19 protein-coding genes and 1 pseudogene are annotated in these 20,917 nt (G+C 43.9%); 15 read left to right on the top strand and 5 right to left on the bottom strand.

All coding sequences use genetic code 11. The features are described from left to right. Window positions 1-17 precede the first annotated feature (17 nt). Window positions 18-1,028, top strand: a complete 1,011-nt coding sequence (locus tag H8716_RS00685) for a GGGtGRT protein (RefSeq protein ID WP_117448996.1) — start codon at window positions 18-20, stop codon at window positions 1,026-1,028. 162 nt (window positions 1,029-1,190) lie between these two features. Here the strand turns inward: H8716_RS00685 and H8716_RS00680 are convergent, their stop codons facing one another. Continuing rightward, on the bottom strand, window positions 1,191-1,883 hold the full coding sequence (locus tag H8716_RS00680) for a hypothetical protein (protein ID WP_249306506.1): 693 nt from the start codon (window positions 1,881-1,883) through the stop codon (window positions 1,191-1,193). 144 nt (window positions 1,884-2,027) lie between these two features. Between H8716_RS00680 and H8716_RS00675 the strand changes: the two genes are divergently transcribed. The 5 genes and pseudogenes from H8716_RS00675 to H8716_RS00655 all read left to right on the top strand — a co-directional run. Continuing rightward, the gene (locus tag H8716_RS00675) at window positions 2,028-3,524 is read left to right on the top strand and encodes a PucR family transcriptional regulator (protein WP_249306504.1); all 1,497 of its coding nucleotides are present in this window, start codon (window positions 2,028-2,030) and stop codon (window positions 3,522-3,524) included. A gap of 224 nt (window positions 3,525-3,748) precedes the next feature. Further along, window positions 3,749-4,954 carry an MFS transporter gene (locus H8716_RS00670; RefSeq protein WP_249306502.1) on the top strand — a complete coding sequence of 402 codons (1,206 nt, stop codon included), beginning with the start codon at window positions 3,749-3,751 and terminating at the stop codon, window positions 4,952-4,954. Between the two features lie 19 nt (window positions 4,955-4,973). Next, a complete protein-coding gene (locus H8716_RS00665; RefSeq protein ID WP_249306500.1) occupies window positions 4,974-5,969 on the top strand; it encodes a uroporphyrinogen decarboxylase family protein in 996 nt (331 codons plus the stop codon). Window positions 5,970-6,166: 197 nt separating this feature from the next. Next, window positions 6,167-8,584, top strand: coding sequence for a two-component system response regulator (locus tag H8716_RS00660; RefSeq protein ID WP_249306499.1), 2,418 nt, complete (start codon window positions 6,167-6,169; stop codon window positions 8,582-8,584). Window positions 8,585-8,762: 178 nt separating this feature from the next. Then, window positions 8,763-8,954 (top strand): annotated as a pseudogene (locus H8716_RS00655) (peptidase C39); the annotation flags it as partial. A 47-nt stretch (window positions 8,955-9,001) separates the two neighbouring features. Here the strand turns inward: H8716_RS00655 and H8716_RS00650 are convergent. The 3 genes from H8716_RS00650 to H8716_RS00640 form a co-directional block, all read right to left on the bottom strand. Further along, complete coding sequence (locus tag H8716_RS00650; protein ID WP_249306497.1) at window positions 9,002-9,832, bottom strand: transporter substrate-binding domain-containing protein; 831 nt, start codon at window positions 9,830-9,832, stop codon at window positions 9,002-9,004. Window positions 9,833-9,902: 70 nt separating this feature from the next. Continuing rightward, window positions 9,903-10,625 (bottom strand): amino acid ABC transporter ATP-binding protein, encoded by a 723-nt coding sequence (locus H8716_RS00645; RefSeq protein WP_249306495.1) that lies wholly within the window; start codon window positions 10,623-10,625, stop codon window positions 9,903-9,905. A 17-nt stretch (window positions 10,626-10,642) separates the two neighbouring features. Next, window positions 10,643-11,341 (bottom strand): amino acid ABC transporter permease, encoded by a 699-nt coding sequence (locus H8716_RS00640; RefSeq protein WP_249306491.1) that lies wholly within the window; start codon window positions 11,339-11,341, stop codon window positions 10,643-10,645. A 210-nt stretch (window positions 11,342-11,551) separates the two neighbouring features. Between H8716_RS00640 and H8716_RS00635 the strand changes: the two genes are divergently transcribed. Further along, window positions 11,552-12,298, top strand: a complete 747-nt coding sequence (locus H8716_RS00635; RefSeq protein ID WP_249306489.1) for an SH3 domain-containing protein — start codon at window positions 11,552-11,554, stop codon at window positions 12,296-12,298. Here the strand turns inward: H8716_RS00635 and H8716_RS17550 are convergent. Next, window positions 12,286-12,408, bottom strand: a complete 123-nt coding sequence (locus H8716_RS17550; RefSeq protein WP_283242893.1) for a hypothetical protein — start codon at window positions 12,406-12,408, stop codon at window positions 12,286-12,288. The two genes, H8716_RS00635 and H8716_RS17550, sit on opposite strands and share 13 nt — an antisense overlap. 105 nt (window positions 12,409-12,513) lie before the next feature. Here H8716_RS17550 and truA point away from each other — a divergent pair, with 105 nt between their 5' ends. The 8 genes from truA (at window position 12,514) to H8716_RS00595 (ending at window position 20,855) form a co-directional block, all read left to right on the top strand. Beyond that, complete coding sequence (gene truA, locus H8716_RS00630; protein WP_249306487.1) at window positions 12,514-13,269, top strand: tRNA pseudouridine(38-40) synthase TruA; 756 nt, start codon at window positions 12,514-12,516, stop codon at window positions 13,267-13,269. Window positions 13,270-13,284: 15 nt separating this feature from the next. After that, window positions 13,285-15,297, top strand: a complete 2,013-nt coding sequence (locus tag H8716_RS00625) for a HelD family protein (protein WP_249306482.1) — start codon at window positions 13,285-13,287, stop codon at window positions 15,295-15,297. A 124-nt stretch (window positions 15,298-15,421) separates the two neighbouring features. Further along, window positions 15,422-16,081, top strand: a complete 660-nt coding sequence (locus H8716_RS00620) for an amino acid ABC transporter permease (protein WP_249306480.1) — start codon at window positions 15,422-15,424, stop codon at window positions 16,079-16,081. Continuing rightward, complete coding sequence (locus tag H8716_RS00615; protein WP_249306478.1) at window positions 16,062-16,736, top strand: amino acid ABC transporter permease; 675 nt, start codon at window positions 16,062-16,064, stop codon at window positions 16,734-16,736. The genes H8716_RS00620 and H8716_RS00615 overlap by 20 nt, the downstream gene beginning before the upstream one ends. Before the next feature lie 3 nt (window positions 16,737-16,739). Continuing rightward, window positions 16,740-17,510, top strand: coding sequence for an amino acid ABC transporter ATP-binding protein (locus H8716_RS00610; protein WP_249306476.1), 771 nt, complete (start codon window positions 16,740-16,742; stop codon window positions 17,508-17,510). Window positions 17,511-17,824: 314 nt separating this feature from the next. Beyond that, window positions 17,825-18,772, top strand: coding sequence for a transporter substrate-binding domain-containing protein (locus tag H8716_RS00605; protein WP_249306474.1), 948 nt, complete (start codon window positions 17,825-17,827; stop codon window positions 18,770-18,772). Between the two features lie 236 nt (window positions 18,773-19,008). Next, window positions 19,009-19,599: a DUF2318 domain-containing protein gene (locus tag H8716_RS00600; RefSeq protein ID WP_249306472.1), complete on the top strand. Its 591-nt coding sequence runs from the start codon at window positions 19,009-19,011 to the stop codon at window positions 19,597-19,599. A gap of 2 nt (window positions 19,600-19,601) precedes the next feature. Next, complete coding sequence (locus H8716_RS00595) at window positions 19,602-20,855, top strand: urease accessory protein UreH domain-containing protein (protein WP_249306464.1); 1,254 nt, start codon at window positions 19,602-19,604, stop codon at window positions 20,853-20,855. Window positions 20,856-20,917 lie beyond the last annotated feature (62 nt).

The raw sequence follows: 20,917 nt of genomic DNA, 5'->3' as shown, positions 1-20,917 counted from the left end.
AGAGGAGGACTAGTACAATGGCATTATTTGAATCATATGAAAGACGAATTGACCAGATCAATTCCGTTCTGAATAGTTATGGAATTGCTTCTATTGAAGAAGCAGAGAAAATCACAAAAGATGCTGGTCTGAATGTATACGATCAGATCAAAGGCATTCAGCCAATCTGTTTTGAAAATGCATGCTGGGCTTACACGGTAGGTGCAGCAATCGCAATCAAGAAAAACTGCCGTAAAGCTTCTGAAGCAGCAGCAGCAATCGGTGAAGGTCTTCAGGCTTTCTGTATCCCAGGTTCTGTAGCAGATACACGTAAAGTAGGTCTGGGACATGGTAACCTTGGTAAAATGCTTCTGGAAGAAGAAACAGAATGTTTCGCATTCCTGGCTGGTCACGAATCTTTCGCAGCAGCAGAAGGTGCCATCGGTATCGCTGAAAAGGCTAACAAAGTTCGTCAGAAACCACTGCGTGTTATCCTGAACGGTCTTGGAAAAGATGCTGCACAGATCATCTCCCGTATCAACGGATTTACATATGTTGAGACAGAATATGATCCATACAAGAACGAAGTAAAAGAAGTATTCAGAAAATCCTATTCTGAAGGACTTCGTGCAAAAGTTAACTGCTACGGCGCGAACAGCGTTCCAGAAGGTGTAGCAATCATGTGGAAAGAAAACGTAGACGTATCCATCACAGGTAACTCTACCAACCCTACACGTTTCCAGCACCCTGTAGCAGGTACTTATAAGAAAGAAAGACTGGAAGCTGGTAAGAAGTACTTCTCCGTTGCATCAGGCGGTGGTACAGGACGTACACTTCATCCAGATAACATGGCAGCAGGTCCTGCTTCCTACGGTATGACAGATACACTTGGACGTATGCACAGTGACGCTCAGTTCGCTGGATCCTCCTCTGTACCTGCTCACGTAGAAATGATGGGTCTGATCGGTGCAGGTAACAACCCAATGGTTGGTATGACTGTATCCGTAGCCGTATCCATCGAGGAAGCAGCAACAGCTGGTAAATTCTAAGAAATGGCTTAAAAAGACATAAAAACTGACCGTCACTATACAGGAAAATGTATAATGGCGGTCTTTTTTCTGAATTAAAGCTGTATGGTGCTAAAATCGATATACAGATCAGCATAGATACCGGCTTTCACTTTATCAGAGAAAGAAAACTCATCATAATTATCATTTCTTTCGTCCTGTTTTCAACAGCCATTTCTGGTCAATCTTTTTCAGTTCGTCCTGGAATCGGATATGAAGTCTTACGGAGTTCTCAAGCTGGACAATTTCTTCGATAATCCCCTCGCCAAACTTCGGATGTTTTACCACGTCATTTACCTTGTACTGTATCGTGCGGTTTTTCGTGTTCTGATATTCCCGTTCCCGGCGGTAGCGGTCACGTACAGGGATGGTTTTGTCATGAATGGGATTTTTTAATGCTTTCTGATAATCGTGCTTCATCAGGCTTTCTCCGACTTTGTAGTATGGCGTCGGAGCTGCGCCGATCAGAGAACAGCAGTATTTCCAGGCACTGCCGTGGATACCGGGCTGCCAGTGATATTTTGCCGGAATATCCATATGATACTGCATATAATGGGCATATTCGTGCTTATACAGATCCATGCGGTCACTTTTCTGGAGAGGGTTTTTTACAGCATATCCGATAAAAAGCAGGGAGAAACAAAAATGTTCCTTTTCATGATGCCTTTCCTGTGTATAGGATCCCAGAAGTCCTTCATCATAGCTGAAAAATACCGGAACAGAGGAAGCGTGCAGACCAAAACGGAGGTCCAGCTGCTGATAGAGAGCATGGATTTCAGCCTGATGGACATGCGTTTCTTTTTCCAGTAATTGTTTTAAATTAGAATCTATATTCATCGTAACACCTCAGTCCGATTATAATGCATTCGAAAAGGATGTACAAGTAAAATAGCACAGAAAGCACCTTGATTTTGAAATAGAATATTTGTTAAGATAGCAGATAGACAAAAGACGAATAGAAAAACAGAAAGAGAAGACAACATGCTGAAACTTACGTATATACAATATCAGCTTCCTTATTATGGGATAGAAAATACATTATTCCATTATGCCAGAAACGGCAGCGTGGAAAAAATCGAGATCTGGGAAGAAGGACAGACATTGAAGGAACGGGTACTGTACCTGATTCCATATGAAAGGAAAAGCATAGCGGAGAAAGAAAAAGAAGAGCTGTTCTGTGTGTATGGATGCCCGTCAGAACCGGAGATGAAAGTGCGAAACGGATTCTATACATCAGAGCAGTATTCACTGTCAAGGATACTGAATACATTGAACAGACTGTGGATGGATCTGCAGAAGTGGGAGATTATTCTTTTGTATTCCGAGGAGATGGATCTGAATGTGCTTTTGGATACCTCAGAGACGATCCTGCGGATGCCTCTGGCAGTTTCCGATAACAGGTTTCATTTTCTGGCGAAAGGGCAATGGTATCAGGAAAAATTTCCTACAGAAGTACTGGACCGGGACGAGATGAATGATCTGATCTGGCAGGAGGATTTTCGCCAGTGCCTGCACCGAAACAGCGTATTTCATCTGCCACTGAAAACAGAAGAAAAAGATCTGCTCTGTTTTAACATCTTTATAAGCGGGCAGTATTATGCCAGAGTGCTGGGAAGCATCGAAGACCCGAAGCACGAAGCACTTCAGGAAGAATTGTTTACCAGACTGGCGATTGCCGTGAACAGCATTTTTGTGAATCAGCGGATTCATTCTTTTCTGACTGGAAGAAACAGCGACCTGCAGATGCAGGTAGAAGCATTACTGGCCGGGGAGAAAAAAGCAGATGAGACAGTCATGGAGCGGAATCACTGGAGCGTGGAAGACCGTTACAAGGTAATGGTGTTGAGTTTTGATGCACGCTACCCTATGGAAGAAGGCATTCGCTTCTTATATAAGAAGCTTTGGGAGTTGTTCCCGGAGAGCTGCGTGCTGATACGGGAAAAAGACCTGATCTGTGTCCGTAACCTGAGCCGGGAATCCCAGAATGAGAATTACCGTGAAAGGATGGCCGTATTCTTGAGAGAAAATGTGGCAAAAGCAGGCAGCAGCAATGCATTTACGGGATATGAGGAACTGCCGGTCTATCTGAAGCAGGCATATGAGGCATTGCGGCTGGGAGAAAAGAATGCTCCATATTTCTGGCACTATGAGTTTGGAGATTATATGGTGCCTTATCTCATGGAGCGGGCAACAGGAGAATATGGTCTGGATCAGATTGTACATCCTGGATTGTTTCAGCTGATGGAATACGACAAAGAAAAAAGTTCTAATTTGTACCAGACACTGAAGACCTATCTGGATCATGGCGGAAATGCCACACAGACCGCAGAGAAACTATATATCCATCGTTCCTCTCTGATGAAGCGTCTGGACAAGATACAGAGTCTGACCGGAATTCGATTAGAAAAACAGGAAGAACGGTTCTATGTAGACATGTCCTGCCGGCTTCTGGAATATCACAAATCACATGAAAAATAGACAATTGGACCGGAGAATATCCGGTCTTTTGTTTTGCGGAAAACAATTCCACATCCAGACTGAGAATGCGCCATGGTTAAGTCTTTGGTTAGAAGTTGTTAAGAAAAAAACAGAAGTAGCACTTTGTATCACAGAAGGATCAAAAAAGTCACATTGTGCGCCTAGTCTGAAAGGACAGAGATTTTATATAATAAATCCAGAAAAAAGAAATGGGGGAAAGGTATATGAAGAACAAAAAGAATCTTGTTTTTCTGGTTGCTGCACTGATTTTCTGTGCACAGTTTATTGGAAACTACGGGAACTACCAGTTAGCTGCCATTCCGGGAAAAATATTCCAGGCATTTCAGCTTACTGATACCCAGTTTTCCAGTCTGATGACAGCACCGATGCTGCCATCCATCTTTTTAAGTATTATCATTGGTCTGCTGGTAGACCGTTTTGGTATTTCCAAAATGGTAGGAATCTGCCTGGCAGTGGCAACAGGAGGTCTGGTGCTGAGAGCATTTGCCACAGATTACACTACCATGCTGATTGCCATGATTTTATCCGGAGCAGGATGTATGATTCTGAATTCCAATCTGGCAAAGATCGTATCCTCTCTGTATCCAATGGATAAAGTGAGCAAAGTAGTTGGTATCATGATGGCGGCATCAACTGCATCCATGGCAGTGGCATATGCAACCACAGCGGCGATTCCAGGCCTGAGCGTGGCATTCTGGATTCCGGCCGTGATCAGTATCGTGGTACTGGTACTGTGGCTGGTATTTGCGAGAGAATCTGTATTTTCAGAAAATAAGATGGCAGGAGAGGATGCATCTCAGGTAAAGGAATCTCTCCTGGTATGTGTAAAGAGCAAAAATATCTGGCTGGCAGGACTGACACTGATGCTGATACTGGGAGGTTCTATGATTATTTCCAGTTTTCATGTATCTGCAGTAGTAGAATTAAAAGGATATTCCGAGAGTTATGCAGGAACCTTTAACACAGTCCTGATGATTGGAGCTATTCTTGGATCTATGTTCCTGCCGGTTTACGTGACAAAGAATCCGGAGAAGACACCGGTTATGATGCTGGTAATGGGAATTATCACAGCCGTATCTGCGGTAGGAATGGTAACACTTCCGGCAATCGGCATCTATATCTGTGGATTTTTAAACGGAGCATTCCGAAGCGGAATTATTGCCGTAATGATGATGCTTCCGGTTATGTTAAAAGAGATCGGACCGAAGTATGCGGGAACAGCAGGAGGATTTATGGTAACACTGGAGCTGATTGGAAGCGTAGTGATTCCAACTTATGTGATTGTACCTCTGGGAGGTGGATCTTATCTGAACTATTTCATGCTGGCAGGGGCAGCAATGCTGCTGGCAAGTATTATCTGTTTTATATTGATGAAATCATGTGGTGTATTTGTAAAAAAAGAAGCGTAAAAAGAAAGGAAGAAAAACCATGTTATCAACAAAAGAAAACTTATATGAAACATTAAAAGGTGGCCATCCGGACCGTTTTGTAAATCAGTTTGGATATCTGAAGATGCTGCCAGACCCGATCTTTTTAGGATTAATGGGAGAAGGAGATCTTCAACCGGGAGGAACCAAGAAAACGGGATTTGGAGTAACCATGTGCTGGGCAGAAGGAACTCCGGGACCATTTCCAATGTGTGAAGGAGAACACAAGCTGCTCAAAGATATCACAGAATGGAAAAATGTGGTCAAAATGCCTCCGACAGAATATTCTGATGAAGCATGGGCACCGTTTGTTGCCATGGCAGATGGAGTTGACAGAGACAAAGAACTGGTAACAGCTATGGTAATGCCAGGTGTATTTGAAAAACTGCATTACTTTATGGGAATGGAAGATACTATGATAAACTTCTATGAAGAACCGGAGGCTATGCACGAGCTGATTGACTACTTTACAGAGTATGAATGTGCCAATGCCAGAGAAGTATGCAAGCATATGCATCCGGAAGCACTGTTCCATCATGATGACTGGGGCAGCCAGAGATCCACATTCCTTTCTCCGGACATGTTCGAGGAATTCATTGTTCCGGCATACAAAAAGATCTACGGAACATGGAAAGAAAATGGAGTAAAAGTGATTGTACATCACAACGATGCATACAGTGCAACACTGGTACCGGCCATGATTGAAATGGGTATCGATGTATGGCAGGGACCTGTAAAGGAAAATGATCTTCCGGAACTGGTAAAGAAATACGGCGGACAGATCTCCTTCCATTGTGGACTGGATAATGGAAAATATGATACTGCGGACTGGTCACCGGAAAAGATTGAAGCAGGTTTAAGGGAATTCTTTGATACTGTTGGCACCAAATATGTGATTCCGGGCTTCACACAGGGGGGAGAAGGAAGCGCATTTGCAGGTGCTTATGAGTGTGCAACAGAGACCATTGACCGTCTCAGCAAAGAATATTTCAAATAAGAATTACATAAAAGTGTTAAAAACAGTCTCTGAAAAAGGGGCTGTTTTTATGTAATCTGGAAGAAAAAATAAAAAATACTCGGGGGGGGGGGGGTAAAATAAAAAGTGGTTGATCAGTAGACAGGCATAAAATGGAATGTTATAATTAACAGAAAGTGGATCATAGTTCGTATCAGTTTTGAGGGAAGGTAGCAGTAATGAGGGAGAATTCGTTTGGGGTATATATTATAGATCAAAATTATCAAATTGTGGGTTATAATGACACTGCTCAAAGGCTATATCCACAGTTAAAAAAGGGAAATCACTGTTATCAGTGCCTGATGAACCTGGATTCTCCATGCAAAGAATGTCCGGTATTAAATAAGACAGACGAATCGAGAACTTACTTTGATCCCATGCGCCATAGTTATCAGGCAGCAGATGCAATAGAAGTGAATCTGTCTGAGGCGGAAAAAGGATATGTACTGGTATTCAGTACTGTCAGAGAAGGAGAGAAGCTGGTGAAACAGCTTCCGAATAACGAAGAAGGCCTGAGACTTCTCGGTGTGATCAATGTACTGGGGAATGATTACAGTGATATCTATTCTGTAGATGTGAAGTCCGGGAAGATGCAGAGTTTCCGTTACAGCGGAAAGGCACTTGGGATAAAAGAAGCACTGTGTCAGCAGACATCCTATGAACAGGCAATGGAGGAATACATTGATACGAATGTAATCTCGGAAGATCAGGGGAAGCTCAGGTTTGCCCAGAGCCTGTCGAAGCTGTGCGACCAGTTAAAGGTATTGCCGCAGGTTACCGTACATTACAGGGCAAGAGTGAACGGTGAGATACATTATTATTATATGAAGTGTGCCAGAGTCGGAAAAGAAGAGATAGAGAATCTGGTGATTGCATTTTCAAATGAAGACACAGATGTGAAGCGTAACGAACTGGAAAGTATGATTATTCCTAGCAGTGTGTCGGCGAAGCGTAAGATTCTGGTTGTGGAAGATAATGAACTGAACAGAGAGATCCTGACAGAATTATTGTCAGAGAAATTTGATATACTTACCGCTGAGAATGGTGAGATTGGACTGAAGATGCTGTCAGAGCATTACCGTGAACTGTCAGCAGTTCTGCTGGATGTATATATGCCGGTATGTGATGGATTTGAATTCCTTGAACGAATTAAGGATGATGTGATGCTTTCTTCTGTCCCTGTCATTGTAACAACCGGAAGCAACCGGCCGGAGGATGAAGAACACTGTCTGGAACTTGGAGCAGTGGATTTTATATCCAAGCCATATAAGCCTAAGGTGGTAAAGGCAAGGCTGAACAGTGTTATCAAGCTGAGAGAGTCCGCAGCAGCCCTGTCAGCGATTGAATATGATGAGCTGACAGGGCTGTATACTAGACAGGCATTTTATCATCATGCGAAAACATTGATTAATTTCCGTTCAGATAAGAAGTTCCATGTTTTGGTAGCAGACATTCACAACTTTAAGTTAGTGAACAGCATTTACGGAGAAAAAATGGGAGACCAGGTTCTGAAATATCTGGCGAAGGTGTTTTCGGGACATATCGGAGATGGACTGGTGGCCCGCTATGGAAGCGACCAGTTTATATGTCTCGTATGTGGTGATGTGGATCTGTCACTGGATCTGGTAGAACAGCGGGTAAGGAAGATCACAAAAGAGGCACCGATACCAAATCTTGTGATCAAGTATGGTATGTATCAGAATGCGGATATTTCGCAGCCACTGACCATTATCTGTGACCGTGCATTTACTGCTATGAAGAGTATTCAGTACAGTTATGAACGGAATGTGGCAACGTATGATGGCTCCATGAGTCAGAAACATATCCGGGAAATGATGATGGAGAATGAATTTGAATCTGCTATTGAGAGGGAAGAATTTGTGATCTGGTATCAGCCCAAGTATGATGTGAAGACAGAAAGGATCGAAGGTGCAGAAGCTCTGGTTCGCTGGAAGAAGAGTGACGGTACCATGATTTCGCCAGGAGAGTTTATCCCACTGTTTGAGCGGAACGGTCTCATTGTCCGTCTAGATGAATATGTGTTCCGCAAAGTATGTCAGATCCAGAGAGAAAGGATGGAGCGAGGAGAACGGGTACTTCCGGTATCGGTAAATCTGTCCAGAGCAACTTTACATCATGAAGGCATCGTAGAACGGTATGCACAGATTGTATACGACAGTCAGGTGCCATTTGAAGCAGTTCCAATTGAACTGACAGAGACCGCTGCACTTTACAGTATCCAGATTCAGGGATTGACGGAGAAGATGGTAGATGTAGGATTCCTTTTACATATGGATGATTTTGGATCCGGATATTCTTCCATGACCAGTCTGAATGTATTACCGTTCCGTGTACTGAAGCTGGATAAGGCATTAATTGATTTCATTGGCAATTCAAGAGGTGATCAGGTCATTCAGCATACCATTGCACTGGCGCATGGCCTTGGAATGAAGGTGCTGGCAGAAGGAGTGGAAGTAAAAGAACAGGTAGAATTTCTACGGACTATGGAATGTGATGAGATCCAGGGATTCTATTATGCACGTCCCCTTCCGCTTGAAGTATTTAGTCAGTTGCTGGATGAAGAACAGAAAGCATGAAAATCAAATCTTGTATTTCCAGGTTACCTGTACTATATGGAAGCTACTGCAAAAGGCTATGAATATGCAGCAGACATGCTGATAGCTGGGGTGTCTTTGATGCCGACAGATGAAATGCATTCTATGGCTGGCTTTACGAGAATGACCTCTGTGAAAAGCTGGGACTGGAAGGGAAGAGATCCCGCCGGAAGTGATCCGCAACGTGATGCTGTACTGCCTGGATTGTTACAGTGCAGAAGGTGTACCGGGAAAGTGTGGAACGTCCCGTATGGCAATGATGTTTCTCGCCAATTGGCTGAATGAATTCGGAAAAGCAGGAAACGCTCTGCCGATTGGCAACAGTTACCTTTCAGGAGAACGGTCTATTATATAAAATGAGCCACCCGTCAGGGTGGCTCGCAGTATATTCAGAGCAATTTATTCAGCAGATGTTTCTGTCTCTGTTTCACTAGCAGCTTCTGTATCTGCTTCGGAAGCACTTTCTGTAGCTTCTTCTGTGTCATCAGCTTCTGCATACTGTGCAGCGATTTCGGAGATAGTTCCGTCTTCCAGCATAGTATTAATAGCATCGTTGATGGTGTCGAGAAGTTCTTCGTTGTCTTTATTTACAGCGATTGCATATTCTTCAGAAGCAAAAGCATCTGGATCTTTTACGATTTTCAGACCCTCGTTGTCGTTTACGTAGTTCTGAGCGGTAGCGGAGTCGATAACAACAACATCACATTTACCGTTTACCAGTTCCATGATAGCTTCTGTTCCTTTTTTAAATGCTTCGTATTTGTAACCCATTTCATTTACGCAGGTCTCACCAGTGTAACCCTGGAGAACACAGATCTTTTTGTCAGCCATATCTTCTGCTTTTTCGATATCAGAATCTTCTGGAACGATCATAACCTGTGTTGCTGTGTAGTATGGTGTAGAGAAGTTTACGGCTTCTTTTCTTTCATCAGTGATGGTCATACCTGCGATAGTAGCATCGATCTGACCATTCTGAAGAGCAATCAGAAGAGAGTCGAATTCCAGTGATTCCATCTCAACATCCATACCTGTTAATTCACCGATCTTGGCAGCAATAGCCATATCAATACCGTCATATTCGCCAAGAACACCATTAGCGGAAATGTATTCGAATGGTGGGAATTCCGGGTTGGTTCCGAATTTGATGACTCCTTCATCTGCACATGCGGAAGCTCCTAAAAGCATGGTTGCTGTTGCTGCGATAGCTACGGTTTTGAACATTTTTTTCATAATTTTTCTCCTTTTCTTTTCTGAAAATTCTTCTATGTGAAATTTCTGAAACAGAAATTAGACATTCGTCTTAAAGCACTTTACTGAGGAAACTCTGGGTACGTTCATTCTTCGGATGATTAAATACTTCATCCGGGGTACCGCTTTCCAGAATCTGTCCCTGATCCATGAACAGGACGCGGGATGCAACCTCACGGGCAAATCCCATCTCATGGGTAACAATGACCATAGTCATACCACTTTTTGCCAGATCTTTCATAACATCAAGTACTTCGCCGACCATCTCAGGGTCAAGAGCAGAAGTAGGTTCGTCAAAAAGCATAATCTCCGGATTCATGGCAAGTGCCCTGGCAATGGCTACACGCTGTTTCTGACCGCCGGACAACTGGGCAGGATAGGCATCTGCCTTATCCAGAAGACCAACCGTTGTCAGAAGCTCCTGACCCTTTTTCACGGCTTCTTCCTTTGTCATCTTTTTTAACAGAACAGGCGCCAGTGTGATGTTGTCCATAATACTTAAATGAGGAAACAGGTTAAAGTGCTGGAATACCATTCCCATCTTCTGACGGATCAGATTGACATTCACAGACGGTGCATTGATCATCTCATCGTCTACGTAGATTTCTCCTTCTGTGACATCCTCCAGAAGATTCAGGCATCGAAGGAATGTACTTTTACCGGAACCGGAAGGTCCGATGACTACTACAACTTCGCCTGCTTCAATATGTTCGTTGATTCCGTTTAATACCTTCAGGTCTCCGAACTGCTTGTGTAAGTTTTTTACTTTAATCATGCGTTCGTTACTCCCTTCTACCGTACTTCGGATGCTCTCAGACGGCTCTCGATACGGCTCAGAACCAGTGTAAGAATCTTGATCAGTACGTAATAAATAATAGCGGTGCCAATCAGAGGCATAAATGCTTCAAATGTAGCACTCTTGATAAAGTCTCCGGCCTTCTGGATATCCATCAGACCCACATAACCGACGATCGCTGTCTCCTTGATCAGTACGATGAATTCGTTGCACAGTGCAGGAAAAATATTCTTCACTGCCTGAGGAATGACGATACGGGTCATGGTCTGGGATGCACTTAATCCCAGGGAACGTCCGGCCTCAGTCTGTCCCTTATCTACCGAAAGAATACCGGCACGGATAATCTCGGATACGTAGGCACCGGAGTTGATACCGAATGCAATTGCCGCGATAATCCATTTGCTTAAGTTCACGGATGCAAAAATAACGAAATAAATAATCATCAGCTGAGTAACTGATGGTGTACCACGAATGACATCTGTATAAATACCGCCGATTACTTTGAGTAATTTGTTACTGGACAGGTTGCACAGGGCAATCAGAAGACCTATCGCAATACCGATGAGTACGGCTACCAGGGACACACGGATGGTAACACCAATACCGTCCAGCAGAAGCATATAACGGTTATCCTTGATGAAACATCTGGTAAAGGTGTCGCAGAAGTCAGCCGACCATGTTTGAAACCATTCCATTTTTCTCTTCCTTTCCTATTTTGACCTATTTGAGCCATTATAGCATAGAATATTGCCTAAATAAAGCCAATAATTCTGGAATTGCATATTTATAAAGTGAATTTGTGAAAATTGTATAATTATACATTGAAATGAATGAAACTGTTAGTTGCGATGTAGAAGGAATTTTAGTATAATAAAAGAAAAGCAAAAGTGGCAGGGAGGTGCGGTATGACAGGAAAAATGGACAGAACAGAATCAAAAACTATGATAAAATGGATGTTGGCGTTACTGCTGATGATTGGCGTTTGGATTGCAGCAGGAAGCCTTGGAAGAGCAGCTTCGTCAGATACGTATACAGTACGTGTGGAGACAGGGTATCTTGCACTTCGCACGGCGCAGGCATATGACTATCGCAATGAGATCGGTAAGTTATATACCGGAGATACCGTAGAAGTAGAAGAATATGGATCCGGTGATTACTGGTACGTATATTCAGCCAAGCTGAACAGATACGGATACGTGAACAATAACTATCTGTATTATAGTGGAATTACGGACGACACAGATTATACAGTAAGTGTGGCAACTGGTTACCTTGCACTGAGAACAGAGAAGGCATACGATTACCGCAATGAAATCGGAAAGCTGTATACAGGAGATACAGTAGAGGTTATCGACAGCAGTGACAGCGGTTACTGGTATGTATATTCTTATAAGCTGAATAAATATGGTTATGTCAATAAGGATTACCTGATTGCACCAGTTACTGTCTGTGGCCCAGAGTATTATGTGACAGGAACTACCTATTATCTGGCACTTAGAAATGCCAAGGCTTACGATGCAGCCAATGAGATTGGTAAGCTTCATAATGGAGATTACGTTTATGTACAGGATACCAGTGACAGCACATACTGGTATGTATATGCTCCACAGCTGAACAAATATGGCTATGTGAACAAGAATTACCTGAGATAAAGTGTATCGATCAGATTGCCGGACAGATACAGGGAATAACAGAACAGGAACCGGAAGAAGGATGGGAGATCCCGTTGTTCTTCCGGTTTTCTGATGTATAAAACAGACATAATTTTTGATTTCCTGCAAGAAATCCATGACAGAAGCAGAAGATTATTGTATGATAATTGAAGACTTTTAACTCAAACATCATAAAATAAGGAAAAGAATAAGATATGAAGAAAAATTATAAAATGATCATAAGCTACGATGGTACCCGGTATTATGGCTGGGAGCATCAGCCAAACAGAGAGACCATACAGGGGAAGCTGGAAAAAGTGTTATTCCGCATGTGTGAGGAAAAGGTTCCGATCACGGAACTGAAGCTGAACGGTGCCGGAAGGACAGATGCCGGAGTTCACGCAAGAGCTATGGCTGCTAATATTTTCCTGGATGTGGATATAACGCCACTGGAGATTCGGGATTATATGAATCGTTACCTGCCGGATGATATAGCAGTGAATGAAGTCCGTGAGGCATCTGAGCGGTTCCATGCCCGTTACAATGCAGTGGGCAAGACCTATCAGTATGTCTGTTATGCAGGAGAGGTGAAGACAATCTTTGACCGGAAGTATGTGACGTCTCTGGACCAGATGCCGGATGTGTCAGCCATGCAGGAGGCGGCAGGATATCTGAAGGGCAAACATGATTTTGCCAGCTTCTGTACCAATCCTAAGATGAAGAAGTCTACCGTGCGGATTGTGGATCAGATCGATGTATCCACACGGAAGGGGTATATTTATTTTACCTTTCACGGAACCGGGTTCCTGCAGAACATGGTGCGTGTCCTGGTGGGAACACTTCTGGAAGTGGGATATGGCAAGATGGAGCCGACTCAGGTGATTGACATTATGGAGAAGAAAGATCGAAGACTTGCCGGACCGACAGCACCGGCACAGGGACTGACGCTGATCAAAGTAGACTATGACTAAAAGGTGTGGCACTATATGAGAATCGAAGAAGAAAAGTATTTGGAACTGGTGCTTCAGACAGTACACAGGAAGCTGGAAGAAGTACAGAAAAAGCTGGGTGATAATGCCAGAGATATGGAGAGTATGAACGACTATTTCTGGGAAAACTATACCGAGTTTGATGAGTATGGATATGAGATGTTTGACAATAAAATGGCACTGAAGACCAGACTGACCCAGCAGGAAGAGTACCGACGTGACCGGAAACGATATGAGAAGATGCTGGATGCACCATATTTTGGAAGAGTGGATTTCTGCTATGACGGAGATGAAGAACCGGAAGTCTATTATATTGGCGTGGGGAATTTGACGGAAGATCATGGAAAGGGTGCTTATGTGTATGACTGGCGGGCGCCGGTATCAGGGCTGTTCTATGATTATGATAAGGGAAAAGCCAGTTTTCAGGCACCGGCGGGTATCATGGAGGGCGAGATTACCAGAAAACGCCAGTACAAGATCCGTGATGGCAGGCTGGTATTTGCACTTGAGACAGAGATGAACATTGATGATGAGATCCTGCAACAGACCCTGTCGGAAAATGGAGATAACCGGCTGAAGAGCATTGTTACTACGATCCAGAAGGAACAGAACAGTATTATCCGGGATACCAGACACCGTATCATGGTAGTGCAGGGATGTGCCGGAAGTGGCAAAACATCCGTTGCCCTCCACCGTATTGCTTATCTGCTCTATCATAACAGGGAATCCCTGCAGGCAGCACAGGTTCTGGTGCTTTCGCCAAACAGCATTTTCGGAGATTACATTTCCAGAATCCTGCCTGAGCTGGGAGAGGAAAATATCTGCGAGCTGACGCTGGATGACTATGCTTACCGGGAACTGAACTGCTATGGGGAAGCTGAGGATAAGTATGATGAACTGGAGCGGGTACTCCACGGCTGTGCTTCAGAAGAGGCAGAATACAAGCAGAACAAAGCTTATGTAAAGGAACTGGATCTGTTTCTGATGCAGCAGGAGTGGGAAAATGTGGAGATTGGAGACTTTAAATATAAGAAGATATTTTGTCCGGAAGAGACAATTTCCAGATTTTTCTATGAAAAATTCTGCGATGTGCCGATGCTGGACCGACTGGAAAAAATAGCAGAGTATCTGATTGATGAACAGGAGACGATTCAGGGGCGCGATATGGAGGATGAAGAGCGGCAGAAGGTTCTGGAAAAGATCAACCGTATGTATGTGACTATGGATCCTTTGGAATTATATAACCGTTTTCTGGCAGAATCCGGAAGGGAAGAACAGCTCCTTACCGGCGATACGATTCCTTATGAAGATGTATATCCACTGCTTTATCTGAAATATTCCATGAAAGAACTGCCTAAGCGCAGAAAGGTAAAGCATGTGGTGATTGATGAGATGCAGGATTATTCCTATCTTCAGTACCGGATTCTGCAGAAGCTCTTTGACTGTCCAATGACCATCCTGGGAGACCGCAGGCAGACTATGGGCGAGAAGCAGTCCAATGTAATGAAGTTCCTGCCGGAGATCTACGGAAAAGAGATCTTCTATATAGATATGAAGAAATCCTACCGTTCCACATGTGAGATCATGCAGTTTGCAGAGCAGTTAATACAGGAAAACAGTGAGACAGAATACGTAGATCGTCATGGGGAATTGCCTCATACAAGGGAAGCCGGCAGCATAGAGCAGATGTATGAGATGCTGGCAGAAGATCTGAGAGACGGGTCAGACTGCAGGACTCAGGGTGTACTGTGCCTGACACAGGAAGAGGCAGAGTCGGTCTGGAGTGCATTAAAAGAAAAGGGGATTGAGGCAGACCTGCTGACCAAAGACAGCATGAAGTTCCGTACAGGTATTTCTGTCATGCCATTTTATCTGGCAAAAGGTCTGGAGTTTGATGCGGTCTATATTCCGGATGCACAGAAGTATCAGACACCTTTGGAGAAACAGGCTATGTACATCAATGTGACCCGCGCTCTACACAAGCTGAAAACATATATCCTATTGACATAGTAGGAATATGGTGCTATGATCCTTTTGATGTGATAAAGTGGTAAAAAGACAGCCTAACAGAGATACAGGATGTCTGGAAAAATCAGGAAAGGAAATGTGAAGAATTTCATAAGGAAAAGAAGTTATGAACTGGGAATTTATTATGAAATATCTGCCGCTTTATGAAAAAGCGGCAGTACTCACGGTGCGGATCGGTCTGATGGGTGTGGTAATTGCTATTATTGTGGGACTGATCTGTGCAGCAATTCAATATTATAAAGTACCAGTACTGAAACACATTGTGGGAATCTACATAGAACTGAGCAGAAACACGCCACTTCTGGTGCAGCTCTTTTTTATCTATTATGGATTGCCAAAAGTGGGAATCCGCACACAGGCGGATGTCTGCGGTGTGATCGGGTTGGCATTTTTAGGTGGAAGCTATATGGCAGAAGCCTTCCGAAGCGGGCTGGAAGCCATTGAACCGATTCAGGCAGAGAGTGCCATGAGCCTTGGAATGAACCGTTATCAGATGATGCGGTATGTGATTCTTCCACAGGCAATGTCCATCAGTGTACCGGCATTTATGGCAAATGTGATCTTTTTGCTGAAGGAGACCAGTGTGTTCAGCGCCATCAGTCTGATGGATCTGATGTTTACTGCAAAAGACTTGATTGGTCTGTACTACAAGACCACAGAGAGTCTGTTTTTGCTGGTAGTATTTTATCTGATTATTCTGCTCCCGATATCCATTCTGGGCAGCATTCTGGAAAGGAGGCTGCGTTATGCCGGATTTGGGGCTTGAGGTATTATTAAAAGGTAAAAATATGATGCGACTGATAGGGGGGCTTGGAATCGCCCTGAAGATCAGTCTGATTTCTGTAGTTGTCAGCATTCCTCTTGGCATTCTGCTGGGTGCGTTGATGACATGGAAGAACCCGATTACGAAGGCTATCTTACGTCTCTATCTGGAATTTATTCGGATTATGCCACAGATGGTGCTGCTGTTCCTGGTTTATTTTGGAAGCACCAGGGCATTCGGATGGGATCTGTCCGGTGAGACAGCGTCCATTATCGTATTTATTTTGTGGGGAACTGCAGAGATGAGTGACCTGGTAAGAGGGGCGCTGAGCAGTATTCCGAAGCATCAGTATGAGAGCAGCGAGGCGCTGGGACTGAGTAAGGTACAGACTTATCTGTATATTATCATTCCACAGACACTGCGCAGACTGATTCCACTGTCCATCAATCTGATTACACGTATGATCAAAACGACCAGTCTGATTCTGATGATTGGTGTGGTGGAAGTGCTGAAAGTGGCACAGCAGATTATCGAGGCAAACCGTATGGCCAGCCCGAATGCTGCATTTGGCATTTACCTGGCAGTATTCCTGTTATACTTCCTGGCCTGCTGGCCGATCAGTATGCTGGCCAAATATCTGGAAAAGAGGTGGAAATAGACGATGGCAGAAGAATTACTGAAAATAGAACATCTGACCAAAAAGTTTGAAGATAATATGATTCTGGATGATGTGAGCCTGACGGTTCACAGAGGAGAGGTTATTGTAGTAGTAGGACCAAGTGGTTGTGGAAAAAGTACCATGCTGCGCTGTATCAATGCGCTGGAACCGATTCAGGGCGGAACTATAGAGATCGATGGTCAGCAGATCAGTCAGAAGAGCAAGAATCTGACAGAATTGCGCCAGAAGGTCGGTATGGTATTCCAGAGTTATGAACTGTTTCCGCATCTGACGGTATTGAACAATATTCTCCTGGCACCAACCAAGGTTCAGAAAAGAGAGAAAGAAGAAGTAAAGAAAGAAGCTATGGAACTTCTGGACCGCGTAGGGTTAAAGGAAAAAGCAGACAGCTTTCCGCGTCAGTTATCCGGTGGACAGAAGCAGCGTGTGGCAATTGTCCGCGCTCTTTGCATGCACCCGGAGATATTGTTATTTGATGAAGTGACTGCAGCATTGGATCCGGAGATGGTACGTGAGGTACTGGATGTTATGCTCCAACTTGCACAGCAGGGCAAGACCATGGTCATCGTAACCCATGAGATGCAGTTTGCTCGCGCCATTGCAGACCGTGTCATTTTTCTGGAAGGCGGCAAGATCGTAGAAGATGCAGATCCGGATACCTTCTTTGACCATCCACAGACAGAGAGGGCAAAACAGTTCCTCAATGTCTTCACATTTGAAAATGTAAAACATAAAACTGCAGAAGAAAATTAGACTCTGACACCCGCTCGTTTGAGTGGGTGTTTTCTGATTTACAGGAGCGTGCTATCAGACTCTGATATAGATTGAATCTATACCCAATTATCAGAAAAAAATTATTGACATATTTAACCTAGTGGATTAGTATGTTATTAACATAAAGCAATGCAGTTTTACAGAAAACAGACGGTTCAAGTTTACTTGAACAAGGCTGGTTTCGTAAAATTATATGGCGCATGCCGTACATGAGCAAGAAGCCGCATGGTGAATTGCGAATAATGCATTGCTTGCAGACTAAATAAATATCATGAAAAGAGGAGAACAGTATCATGAAAAAATCAATCGTATTCGCAGCAACTCTGGCATTATCCACTTTATTTGCAACCTCAGCGTTTGCAGCAGACGGATTCCGTACACTGGATGAAATCAAGGAAGACGGAACTATTAACATCGGTGTTTTCTCCGATAAGAACCCATTTGGTTATGTAGACGAGAACGGAGACTATCAGGGATATGATGTTTATTTTGCAAACCGTCTGGGCGAAGACCTTGGAGTGGATATCAACTTTGTTTCCACAGAAGCAGCAAACCGTATCGAATATCTGCAGACGGGAAAAGTGGATGTTATCCTTGCAAACTTCACTGTAACACCGGAACGTGCAGAAGAAGTTGACTTTGCACTTCCATACATGAATGTAGCGCTTGGTGTGATTTCACCGGATTCTAATGTCATCGACAGCCTGGATAACTGGAATCCAGATGATCAGATGATCGTTATCTCCGGAACAACAGCAGAAACTTATCTGACACAGAATTATCCGGATATCCCATTACAGAAATATGATTCCTATGCAACAGCTAAGAATGCTCTGGAGAACGGAAACGGCGTAGCGTGGGCAAACGATAATACAGAAGTAATTGCATTTGCAAAACAGAACGAAGGTTATACTGTAGGTATCCCTTCTCTGGGAAGCGCTGATACTATCGCACCTGCTGTTACAAAAGGAAATGATACACTGTTAGACTGGATCAATGAAGAAATCCAGACACTTGGCGAAGAGAACTTCTTCCACGCAGATTATGAAGCAACGCTGTTAGATACTTATGGTGCAGACTACGAAGACGAACTGGTTGTAGAAGGCGGTGTAACATCAGCAGATGCAGAAGCTGACAGTGAGGCAGAAAGCGAAACAGTTGCTGATGAGACAGAAGCAGAGAGTGAAACAGCAGCAGAAACAGAGGCAGTTGCAGAAACAGAATCTGAGACAGCCGCTTAAGAAGCCTGATGAACAAGTCCAGAATTGAGCGAAGGATACAGAGAAACCTGTAAAGTGGGATCTGTAACATAAAGATAAAAGAATAGAAAAGTGCGGGAGCGTATGACATATGCCATAAGATCCCGCATTTTCTTTTTCGAATATGGGTAATGTAAAGATAAGAAATGGATAACTGTTCAAAAATTTAGGAGCAGTGAAGAGAATGGGGGAGAATCACGATAAGGAGACAAAAAGATATGAGAAAGAAAATGATCTATGCAATGATAGCAGCAGGAGTTATGACAGCAGGTCTGACCGGATGCGGAGAAAAGAAAGCAGAGACAGAAACAGTACAGACAGAAGCAACGCAGACAGAGACGGCACAGGAAAATGCTGTCATTCAGAATGAAAGTGCAGCAACAGAAAATACCGGGGATGCAGCGAAGGGAGAGAGTACATCAGGCTCTGCAGATGTGACTCTGATGGACGGCAATTTGCAGGTTGCAGTAGATTCTATGGGAGATCAGGTGGCATTTATTGATTATGATTCCAATGGTACTGCCATGCAGGTGATGCTATATAAAGGAGAAGATGGAACGGTACGTGGAGCGTTGAATACCTGTCAGGTGTGCGCTGGCTCTCCATATGCCTATTTTGAACAGGAAGGCAGTGACGTGGTGTGCCAGAATTGTGGCAATCATTTCTCTGTAGATGCCATTGGAGATGCACACGGCGGCTGCAATCCGGTTCCGCTGGAGCTTTCTGACGACGGAAAAAATGTGGTGATAGATACTGCCGTGCTGGATGAGCAGGCAGGGGCATTTACCAATTGGAAAAAGGGAATCTAGAGATGACTGTAACAACAAAGTTTTATGTGAAAGACATGATGTGCCGTCAGTGCGAAAAAACGCTGGAACATGCAGTGGACAAGATAGCTGGCGTGGAATCTGTGAAAGCGGATTATGGAAAAGGCGTGCTGACAGTCACATATGAAAATGAAATTTGCAGTTCGAAGCAGATTGAACAGGCAGTGACGGCTTCCGGTTATCAGAATGGAAAGAAATCCGGTCGGAAGTGGAAAAAATGGCTGCTTCTGATTGGATTGCTGGTGATATTCCTGATGGGAGAACGAATGGGGCTGATGACCATTTTTTCTTCCTTTCCGAGAGCAGAAGAAGGGGTGGGGTATGCGGCACTTTTTCTGACCGGATTACTGACATCGGTTCATTGTATAGCCATGTGCGGAGGCTTAAGTCTGTCGCAGAGTATAAAAAGTGGAGAACAGAGCATCTGGAAAGACAGTCTGTTATATAATATTGGAAGAATATGCAGTTATACCCTGACAGGAGCATTACTTGGAGCGCTGGGCAGTGTTGTTTCTATTTCCGTGGAAGTACGGGCATGCATTGGTCTGTTCGCAGGACTTGTCATGCTGCTGATGGCGTTAAACATGCTGGATTTGTTGCCTTTCCTGCGAAAAATCCATATTTCATGTCCTCAAAGAATTCAGTCAGGATCTGCGCTTCTTGTTGGACTGTGCAACGGACTGATGCCCTGCGGACCATTGCAGGCCATGCAGCTTGTGGCAGTAGCGTCCGGGAATGTGGTAACCGGTGCGCTTTCCATGTTTTTCTTTTCGATTGGAACGGTACCTCTGATGTTGATATTCGGGCTGGCGGCGGGCACACTGCTTCAGAAATGGCGCTCCAGAATGCTGCTGGCAGGAAGCTGCCTGATTTTTCTCTTTTCTGTATATATGATTCAGAATAACAGCGCGCTTCTGGGACTTGGAATTCCGAAAGCTGGGGGCACGGGAATTCAGGCAGAAAAAAGAGAAGATGTGCAGCATGTGACTACAACATTAAAACCAAATGGATACGAAGATATCACCGTAAAAGCCGGTATTCCGGTAGAATGGATCATCGAAGCAGATGAAAGCAGTCTGAATGGCTGCAATAATGAGATCCGTATACCAGAATACGGATTGGATGTAAAACTGAAACCGGGAGAAAACAAGATCACATTTCTGCCAGAAAAGACGGGAGATTACCTGTATAGTTGCTGGATGGGCATGCTCAGGGCAACCATACATGTGGTGGAGTAAAAGAAGGGAAGCGAAAGCTTCCCTTAAAAAATATGTTATAATGAAATTGTTGCATATATAAT

The organism is Jingyaoa shaoxingensis (assembly GCF_014385005.1).
Lineage (GTDB): Bacteria > Bacillota > Clostridia > Lachnospirales > Lachnospiraceae > Marvinbryantia > Marvinbryantia shaoxingensis.
This window is presented reverse-complemented; position numbering and strand designations above follow the sequence as displayed.

What these genes read in the sequence shown, in the direction of transcription:
- H8716_RS00605 (WP_249306474.1), top strand. Translation starts at nt 17,825, where the DNA reads ATGAAAAAATCAATCGTATTCGCAGCAACTCTGGCATTATCCACTTTA.
- H8716_RS17550 (WP_283242893.1), bottom strand. Translation starts at nt 12,408, where the DNA reads ATGTCTGTTTTATACATCAGAAAACCGGAAGAACAACGGGATCTCCCA.
- truA (WP_249306487.1), top strand. Translation starts at nt 12,514, where the DNA reads ATGAAGAAAAATTATAAAATGATCATAAGCTACGATGGTACCCGGTAT.
- H8716_RS00600 (WP_249306472.1), top strand. Translation starts at nt 19,009, where the DNA reads ATGAGAAAGAAAATGATCTATGCAATGATAGCAGCAGGAGTTATGACA.
- H8716_RS00650 (WP_249306497.1), bottom strand. Translation starts at nt 9,832, where the DNA reads ATGAAAAAAATGTTCAAAACCGTAGCTATCGCAGCAACAGCAACCATG.
- H8716_RS00645 (WP_249306495.1), bottom strand. Translation starts at nt 10,625, where the DNA reads ATGATTAAAGTAAAAAACTTACACAAGCAGTTCGGAGACCTGAAGGTA.
- H8716_RS00670 (WP_249306502.1), top strand. Translation starts at nt 3,749, where the DNA reads ATGAAGAACAAAAAGAATCTTGTTTTTCTGGTTGCTGCACTGATTTTC.
- H8716_RS00680 (WP_249306506.1), bottom strand. Translation starts at nt 1,883, where the DNA reads ATGAATATAGATTCTAATTTAAAACAATTACTGGAAAAAGAAACGCAT.
- H8716_RS00640 (WP_249306491.1), bottom strand. Translation starts at nt 11,341, where the DNA reads ATGGAATGGTTTCAAACATGGTCGGCTGACTTCTGCGACACCTTTACC.
- H8716_RS00625 (WP_249306482.1), top strand. Translation starts at nt 13,285, where the DNA reads ATGAGAATCGAAGAAGAAAAGTATTTGGAACTGGTGCTTCAGACAGTA.
- H8716_RS00675 (WP_249306504.1), top strand. Translation starts at nt 2,028, where the DNA reads ATGCTGAAACTTACGTATATACAATATCAGCTTCCTTATTATGGGATA.
- H8716_RS00610 (WP_249306476.1), top strand. Translation starts at nt 16,740, where the DNA reads ATGGCAGAAGAATTACTGAAAATAGAACATCTGACCAAAAAGTTTGAA.
- H8716_RS00615 (WP_249306478.1), top strand. Translation starts at nt 16,062, where the DNA reads ATGCCGGATTTGGGGCTTGAGGTATTATTAAAAGGTAAAAATATGATG.
- H8716_RS00620 (WP_249306480.1), top strand. Translation starts at nt 15,422, where the DNA reads ATGAACTGGGAATTTATTATGAAATATCTGCCGCTTTATGAAAAAGCG.
- H8716_RS00685 (WP_117448996.1), top strand. Translation starts at nt 18, where the DNA reads ATGGCATTATTTGAATCATATGAAAGACGAATTGACCAGATCAATTCC.
- H8716_RS00595 (WP_249306464.1), top strand. Translation starts at nt 19,602, where the DNA reads ATGACTGTAACAACAAAGTTTTATGTGAAAGACATGATGTGCCGTCAG.
- H8716_RS00660 (WP_249306499.1), top strand. Translation starts at nt 6,167, where the DNA reads ATGAGGGAGAATTCGTTTGGGGTATATATTATAGATCAAAATTATCAA.
- H8716_RS00665 (WP_249306500.1), top strand. Translation starts at nt 4,974, where the DNA reads ATGTTATCAACAAAAGAAAACTTATATGAAACATTAAAAGGTGGCCAT.
- H8716_RS00635 (WP_249306489.1), top strand. Translation starts at nt 11,552, where the DNA reads ATGACAGGAAAAATGGACAGAACAGAATCAAAAACTATGATAAAATGG.